Annotated in this window: 2 protein-coding genes and 2 pseudogenes; all 4 read left to right on the forward strand. The window is 64.0% G+C overall.

Annotated features, from left to right (window positions below):
- Positions 1 to 3,459 (forward strand): annotated as a pseudogene (gene hrpA, locus Q427_RS18040) (ATP-dependent RNA helicase HrpA); the annotation flags it as partial.
- Positions 3,460 to 3,563: 104 nt separating this feature from the next.
- On the forward strand, positions 3,564 to 4,685 hold the full coding sequence (locus Q427_RS18045) for a beta-ketoacyl-ACP synthase III (RefSeq protein WP_043516511.1): 1,122 nt from the start codon (positions 3,564 to 3,566) through the stop codon (positions 4,683 to 4,685).
- A gap of 39 nt (positions 4,686 to 4,724) precedes the next feature.
- Positions 4,725 to 5,504 (forward strand): MlaA family lipoprotein, encoded by a 780-nt coding sequence (locus tag Q427_RS18050; protein WP_043516512.1) that lies wholly within the window; start codon positions 4,725 to 4,727, stop codon positions 5,502 to 5,504.
- Between the two features lie 10 nt (positions 5,505 to 5,514).
- Positions 5,515 to 6,231, forward strand: a pseudogene (locus tag Q427_RS18055) (PP2C family protein-serine/threonine phosphatase); the annotation flags it as partial.

Consider the following 6,231-nt stretch of genomic DNA (forward strand, 5'->3'; position numbering starts at 1 on the left):
CGAGACGCGTCACGACCCGGATCTTACCCGCTACGAAGCGATCATCATCGACGAGGCCCACGAGCGCAGTCTCAACATCGATTTCCTGCTCGGCTACTTGAAGCGGCTGCTGGTACGGCGTCCCGAGCTCAAGGTGATCATCACCTCGGCCACCATCGATGTGGAACGCTTCGCCGCGCATTTCGCCCTGCCCGGCGAGGATGGCGAGCCAAGGCCGGCACCGGTGGTGGAGGTCTCGGGTCGAACCTATCCGGTTGAGGTGCGCTATCGCCCCCTGGTGCGCGAAGCCGACGACGAGGCTGACCGAACCCTGCAGGAGGGCATCCTTCACGCCGTGGAAGAGATCGAGGCCGTAGAGCGTGAAAAGCGCTGGTTCCATGGTCCCCGGGACATCCTGATCTTCCTGCCCGGGGAGCGTGAGATCCGCGAGGCCGCCGATACCCTTCGACGTGCCGACCTCAAGGGCACCGAGATACTGCCGCTCTATGCGCGGCTCTCCAACGCCGAGCAGAACCGGGTCTTTGCACCGCATGCCGGGCGCCGCGTCGTGCTCGCTACCAATGTCGCCGAAACCTCGCTGACGGTGCCGGGCATCCGCTATGTCATCGATCCCGGGCTGGTGCGCATCAGCCGCTATAGCTACAAATCCAAGATCCAGCGCCTGCCGGTGGAGCCGATCAGCCAGGCCAGCGCCGACCAGCGCAAGGGGCGCTGCGGCCGGGTGGCCGAAGGTGTCTGTATTCGCCTCTATGACGAGGAGGACTTCCTCTCCCGCTCCCCGTTCACCGACCCGAGATCCAGCGAACCAACCTGGCCTCGGTGATCCTGTCGATGCTGTCGCTGAAGCTGGGCGACATCGAGGACTTTCCCTTCGTCGATCCGCCCGATGGCCGCTTCATCAAGGATGGTTTTCGTCTGTTGTTCGAGCTGGGTGCCGTGGACCCGGCCAACCGATTGACGCCGCTGGGCCGCAAGCTCAGCCGTCTGCCGATCGACCCTCGCCTGGCCAGGATGGTGCTGGCCGGGGCGGAGCAGGGTGGGCTACGCGACGTGCTGGTCGTGGTCTCGGCCCTGGCGGTGCAGGACCCCCGCGACCGACCGGCGGAAAAGCGAGAGGCCGCCGACCAGGCGCATCGGCGCTGGCAGGATCCTGACTCCGATTTCGTCGCGCTGCTCAATCTATGGCACGGCTTCGAGGCCGCGCGGGACGAGTTCTCCGGGAACCGGTTGCGGCGCTGGTGCAAGGATCACTACCTGAACTACCTGCGCCTGCGCGAATGGCATGACACCTTCCGCCAGTTGCGCCAGCTGCTGCGCGAGATGGAGATCGAGGTCCCCCCTCCCGCACGAACGATGAGCGGGGTCGAAGACGAGAAGGCCTGGGAGCGGGCAAGGCGCGAGAGTGCGGTGCAGCTTCACAAGGCGCTGCTTCCCGGGCTGCTGTCCCACCTGGGCCTGCTTACCGAGAACCGTGAATACCTGGGCGCGCGCAACCGCAAGTTCGTCATCCACCCGGGGTCGGGGCTGGCCAGGAAATCCCCCAAGTGGTTGATGGCCTTCGAGCTGGTGGAGACGTCGAAGCTGTTTGCCCGCACGGTAGCCAGGATCGAACCGCAGTGGATAGAGCCCTTGGCCGGTCACCTGGTCAAGCGCACCTACAGCGACCCCCACTGGGAAATGAAGCGTGCCCAGGTGGTGGCCAATGAGCAGGTGACCCTGTTCGGGCTGCCCATCGTCTCGGGTCGCAAGGTCCACTATGGCCCCATCGCACCCGGCGAGGCACGGGAGCTGTTCCTGCGTCGCGCCCTGGTGGAAGGCGAATTCCGCACCCGGGGGGCCTTCTTCGACCACAACCGCGCATTGGTCGAAGAGGTCGAGGGACTAGAGGATCGCGCACGAAAGCGTGATATTCTGGTCGATGAAGAAACGCTGTTCGCTTTCTACGATGCCCGCATTCCAGCCGAGATACACAACGGCAAGGGGTTCGAGCATTGGCGGCGCCAGGTCGAGCGTGACGATCCCGACATTCTCAAGTTCGACCGTGATGCTCTGCTGGCCCGTGACGCCGAAGAGATCACCCAGGCGCACTACCCCGATGAACTGGTATTGAATGGAGTACGCTACCCTCTGAGCTATCGTTTCGAGCCTGGCGCGCCCGATGATGGTGTGACCCTGACGGTGCCGGCAGCCATGTTGCCTCAACTGCCCCTGGCTCGCCTGGAGTGGCTGGTGCCGGGGCTGCTGCGCGAGAAATGCATAGCGCTGCTGAAGTCGCTGCCCAAGTCGCTTCGACGCCAGGTCGTTCCGATTCCCGACTGGGTGGATGCTGCACTCGAGGCACTGGTGCCCGACGACATTCCGCTGACCGAAGCCCTGGGCGAGTTCCTGCGCCGCAAGACCGGGGTGCGGGTCCACCCGGACGATTGGCGCACGGAGCAGCTCGAGCCGCACTTGATCATGAACCTGAAAGTCGTCGACCACGAGGGGAGGACGCTGGGAGAGGGGCGAGATGCCCGAGCCCTGGAGCGCCGCTTCGAGGCGGCTGCAGGAGAGGGGGCCAGAGCCCTGGCTGCGGAAGCCAGTGCGGCTCACGCCGTCACGGAGCTCCCCAGGGAGCCGTTGCCCGAATCCCGCGTGACCACCCAGGCCGGGATACGGGTCGAGGCCTATCCCGCCCTGGTGCCCGATGGCGATGCCTTCCGCATCGAACTCTTCGATCACCCGGGCAAGGCCGAGCGGGCTCACCGTCTTGGCGTGGCGAGGCTGGCCATGGCGAGGCTCCCGGACCAGGTCAAGGCCATCGAGCGGCTGCCGGGGCTCAACACCTGTGCGCTGCTGTTTGCCAAGGTGGGTAGCAAGCGACAGCTGAACGAGGATGTGGTGGAAGCCGTCTTCACCCAGGTGTTGGCCACGTCGCCCCTGCCACGCTCCCAGGAAGAGCTGGCGACTCGAATCAGTCGCTGTTCCGCTGAGCTCCTGCCCCACGCCGAAACTCTGGTCGCTACCCTGCAGGCCGGCCTCGAAGGGCACCTGGCAGTGACCAAGGCGTTGAAGGGCAATCTCAGTCTGGCCCTGGCCCTGGTTTACAGTGATATCAAGGCGCAGATGCAGCGCCTGGTGCATCCGGGGTTCGTGGGAGAGGCCGGCGAGTGGCTCTTCGAATACCCACGCTACATGGAGGCGGCATTGATCCGGCTGGAGAAGGCGCCTCGGGAGCGCATGCGCGACCAGATGCACATGCAGATGGTGCAGGACCTCGAGGCGCGTCTGGCGGCACGGCGCGAGAGTCAACGGCGTGGGGGGCACGAAGAGCCGGCGCTGGTCGAGTTCGGCTGGTGGATCGAGGAGCTGCGGGTCTCCCTGTTCGCCCAGCAGCTCGGCACCCGAATGCCGGTATCCACCAAGCGCCTGGAGCGGCGCTGGGCAGAATTGACGGGGTCAAGGCCGACCGGCGGCTGACGTGAAGAGGAGCCAGGCAGCGGGGCTCCAGGACGATGGGGCATCGGCGAAGCCGGTGTCCGGTACAGCATACGCGGCCAGGTCGCCGCATGAGGGAGAACACCATGACAGACGTCGTGATCACCGGCACTGGGTTATTCACGCCGGAGCACGCCATCGACAACGATGCCCTGGTGGCGTCGTTCAACCGCTGGGTCGACGCGGAAAATGGCCGCAATGCAGCCGCCATCGAGGCCGGCGAACGGGAGCCGCTAGCTCACTCCAGCAGCGAATTCATCGTCAAGGCCTCCGGTATACATAGCCGCTACGTGATGGATGCCGAGGGCATTCTCGATATCGATCGCATGCGCCCGCACCTGCCTGAACGTGCCAACGACGAGCCATCGATCCAGTGCGAAATGGGGCTGGCGGCTGCACGGCAGGCCCTGACAGCTGCGGGTGTTGAAGCCGGTGACATCGGACTGGTCATCGTCGCCTGCTCCAACCTGGAGCGACCCTATCCGGCAGTGGCGGTGGAGCTGCAGGCGGCGCTGGGTGCTACCGGCTGTGCCTTCGACATGAACGTGGCCTGCTCTTCGGCCACGTTCGCCATCGACATGGCCACCAATGCCATACGGTCCGGAAACGTGAAGCGTGCGCTGGTGGTCAGCCCCGAGATCTGCTCGGCGCACCTCAACTTCCGTGATCGTGACAGCCACTTCATCTTTGGCGATGCCTGTACCGCCGTGGTGCTGGAGGACGCTGAACTGGCCACCGCCGAGGTGCGCTTCGAGGTCCTCGGCACGCGCCTGGTGACACGCTTCTCGAATGCCATCCGCAACAATGCCGGCTTCCTCAATCGGGTCACCGACAGTGATCCTCAGGCGGTCGACAAGCTTTTCGTGCAGGAAGGGCGGCGCGTGTTCAAGGAGGTCTGTCCCATGGTGGCGGCCCTGATTACTGACCATCTGGCCAGCCTCGAGCTCTCCGGAAACGATCTTTCCCGCCTGTGGCTGCACCAGGCCAACCGCCACATGAATGACATGATCGCGCGCCGGGTGCTGGGCCATGACCCCGAGGCCATCCAGGCCCCGATCATCCTTGATCGCTATGCCAATACCAGCTCGGCAGGCTCGATCATCGCCTTTCATCTGCACCATGCCGATCTGTCCCCGGGTGCACTGGGGGTGGTCTGCTCCTTTGGAGCCGGGTACAGTGCCGGCTGCGTTGTGGTACGTCGCCAATGATGCGGCCACTTCGGTTATCCATGCAGGGAGACTCTCGCGATGGCGAATAAGCGGACCGGCTCCGTCACACGGCCCTTGGTCGCCTTGATGACAATGGTCATGCTGGCCGGCTGTGCCAGCAACATAACGATCGAGGATCGCCATCCGGATGATCCCTGGGAGGGGTTCAATCGTCAGGTATTCGCTTTCAACGACGCACTGGATCGTGCCGTTCTCAAGCCGGTTTCTCGGGGCTACCGCACCGTTACGCCACAATCGGTCCAGACCGGGGTGGGCAATTTCTTTTCCAACCTCGGTGAGATCCGTACGGCGCTGAATAGCCTGCTGCAGGGCAAGCCTGGCAATGCCGGCATCGCCACCTCGCGGTTCCTGATCAACACCACCGTCGGTATCGGCGGCCTATGGGATTTTGCGACCCATATGGAAATCACCGGGCGCGACGAGGATTTCGGCCAGACACTGGGGGTATGGGGGTGGGAGGAGTCGCGCTACCTGGTGCTGCCTCTGCTGGGCCCGAGTACCGTGCGAGACACTGCCGGACTGCCGCTTGACACCTATACTTATCCTCTCACTTATGTAGAAGATGACAAGGTACGCTACGGGTTGACCGCGTTGAGGGTCGTGGACATGCGCGCAGGGCTTCTCGATCAGGAAGAGCTGATGCATGGTGACCGCTACGTCTTCATTCGCGATGCCTACCTGCAGCGACGGCGTTTCGAGGTCAGCGACGGAGAACTGGGCGACGATCCCTTTGCCAGCGATGACTACGACTTCGATTTCGACGATGCGGACTTCGACGATTCTGATTTCGCCGATTGAGGCCTGATCCATGGATGCACCCAAGCCGTTGATTGGCGTACTCGATGAGCCCGGCGAATATCGTGACGCACTGGCCGACACCATTGCCCGCGATGGCTTGGCGGTGCTTGCCGCCGAGCGACTCGAGGACCTTCCCGCCGAGACGGCACTGGTCGTCGCGCATGCGCGGGCGGTGCCGAGCCTGGCCTGGGCAAGCCTGACCGAACGTCTGCCGACGGTGGTGGTAAGCGACTCGCGCCTCGATGCTGACCTGTTGACGGCAGTGGACGTCGGTCTGGTGGACTATGTCGTCGAACCCATGCGGCATGGGCAATTGCTGCGGCGAATGATACGCAAGGCCATCGAGTTGCGCCGGCTGGAGGAGGAAAGAAACCTCGATCGCGAGCGCCTGGCCCAGTTGAACGAACATCTGGAGGAGCTCAACGAGAGCCTGGAGACCCACCTGGCCCTGTTACGCCTGGACCAGCAGGCGGGGGGCAGATCCAGCGCAAGCTGCTGCCTCCCCACCCCCAGACGCTGGGGGGCATCACCTGCGATTACTGGCTGGTGCCATCGCTCTACCTGTCGGGCGATTTTCTCGACTTTCAGCGCTTCGATGACCGCTACACGCTATTCTATTTCGCCGATGTGTCGGGCCATGGCGCTTCCTCGGCATTCGTCACGGTCCTGCTAAAGTACCTGTGTAACCGCTGGCTGAATGAGTGGGATGGAACGCAGCCGGACCATC

This window comes from Halomonas sp. BC04 (assembly GCF_000568385.1).

Coding starts and splice junctions, on each gene's coding strand:
- Q427_RS18045 (WP_043516511.1), top strand. CDS start 3,564: ATGACAGACGTCGTGATCACCGGCACTGGGTTATTCACGCCGGAGCAC.
- Q427_RS18050 (WP_043516512.1), top strand. CDS start 4,725: ATGGCGAATAAGCGGACCGGCTCCGTCACACGGCCCTTGGTCGCCTTG.